This window comes from Promicromonospora kroppenstedtii DSM 19349 (genome assembly GCF_000515355.1).
In the GTDB taxonomy this organism is placed as follows: domain Bacteria; phylum Actinomycetota; class Actinomycetes; order Actinomycetales; family Cellulomonadaceae; genus Promicromonospora; species Promicromonospora kroppenstedtii.
In genome coordinates, this window is sequence record NZ_KI911593.1 from 25296 (window position 1) to 27175 (window position 1880).

Annotated in this window: 2 protein-coding genes; both read right to left on the reverse strand. The window is 74.5% G+C overall.

The window, feature by feature from the left end; translation table 11 throughout:
* The coding region (locus PROKR_RS02935) for an AzlC family ABC transporter permease (RefSeq protein ID WP_051432622.1) at nt 1-549 on the reverse strand (549 nt) is incomplete at its 3' end.
* 59 nt (nt 550-608) lie between these two features.
* On the reverse strand, nt 609-1880 hold a 1272-nt coding region (locus PROKR_RS02940; protein ID WP_036959432.1), incomplete at its 5' end, for an NAD-dependent succinate-semialdehyde dehydrogenase.

Sequence of the window (1880 nt, forward strand, 5' to 3'; positions counted from 1 at the left end):
GCGTGGTGCCAGCCGGGGCCAGACCAGTGCGAGGAACGCGGCCGCGGCGGCGGCGTCCAGCCCCCAGGCGCGCGGGTCGCCCAGTGCGTCGCCGGCCAGGGCGCCGAGCAGCACGAACGCGTTCCAGAGCACGTAGACGCCGAGCCCGGTGACCCAGAACCCGATGCGGGACACGGCCGGGTCGGGCTGGGCCACGGCGACCGCCGTCGACTCGTCGATCGTGACCTGGGCGGCCGCGAGCCGGCGCCAACCGCGCACCTGGAGCAGCGGCGAGACCACGGCGCCGTAGAGGGTGTTGCGCAGGCCGAGCAGGGTGGCGGTGGCGATCGCCGCCACCGGTGTGCCCGCGGCGCCGATCACGCCGATCAGCGCGAACTGCGAGCCGCCGGAGAACATGAGCAGGCTCAGCGCCATGGTCGGGCCGAGGCCGACGCCGGCCGCCACGGACAGGGCGCCGAACGAGATGCCGTAGAGGCCGGTGGCCACGGAGACGCTCACGCCCTGGCGGACGGCGGCCCGGGCCGCCGGGTCGGTGGGGAGGACCTTCACGCCGTGAGGCTACGCGGTCGCCACACCGGGCCCGGTGCGGCGACCGCAGGCCGGACGCGCTACAGGGCCACGTACACGGTCTCCTGGTACTCCTCCATGCCCGCCTCCGCGCCCTCGCGGCCCAGGCCGGAGGACTTCACGCCGCCGAACGGCGCGCTCGCGTCGGACACCAGACCGCGGTTGATGCCGATCATCCCGGCCTCGATCTCGTCCATCGCGCGCTGGGCGCGGGCGAGCGAGGTCGTGTAGGCGTAGGCGGCCAGTCCGAACGGGGTGCCGTTGGCCAGCTCGTAGGCCTCGTCGTCGGACCCGAAGGCCACGATCGGCGCGACCGGGCCGAAGATCTCCTCGGTGACGATCCGCGCGTCGCCGCTGACCCCGGTGAGCACAGTGGGCTCGAAGAAGTGGCCGGGTCGCTCCAGGCGGGAGCCGCCGGTGAGCACCTGGGCGCCGTGCGCGGCGGCGTCGTCCACGAGGCCCGAGACCTTCTCGACGGCGGCCTCGTTGATGAGCGGGCCCACCTGGGCGCCGGGCTGCGCGCCCGGGGCCGTCACGAGCTCGCCCACCGCGGTCGCGAACTTGTCCGCGAAGGTGCGCGCGACGGCGTCGTGCACCAGGAAGCGGTTGGCCGCGACGCAGGACTGGCCGGCGTTGCGCAGCTTGGCGATCAGCGCGCCCTGCACCGCGGCGTCGACGTCGGCGTCCTCGAACACGACGAAGGGTGCGTTGCCACCCAGCTCCATGGAGCTGCGCAGCACGTTCTTCGAGGCCTGGGCCAGCAGGACCTGCCCCACCCGGGTGGAGCCGGTGAACGAGACCTTGCGCAGACGCGGGTCGTCGAACAGCGGCTCGGTGACGGCGCCGGCCCGGGTGGTCGGGACCACGTTGACGATGCCTGTCGGCAGGCCGCGCGACTCGGCCTCCGAGCGGATGATCTCGGCGACCAGCAGGGTGGTCATCGGGGTGAGCTCGGACGGCTTGACCACCACGGTGCAGCCGGCCGCGAGCGCGGGCGCGATCTTGCGGGTCGCCATCGCGATCGGGAAGTTCCAGGGCGTGATCAGCAGCGACGGGCCCACGGGCCGGCGGCTGACGTACTGCTTGTTGCCGCCCGCCGGTGCGGTGCGCACCAGTCCGTCGGCACGCACCGCCTGCTCGGCGAACCAGCGCAGGAACTCGGCTCCGTAGACCACCTCGGCGCGGGCCTCGGCCAGGGGCTTGCCGGCCTCGGCGGTGATGAGCGCGGCGACGTCATCGGCGCGGGCGACGATGCGGTCGAAGACGGCGCGCAGCAGCTCGGACCGCTCGCGCGGCGGCACGGCGCGCCAGGC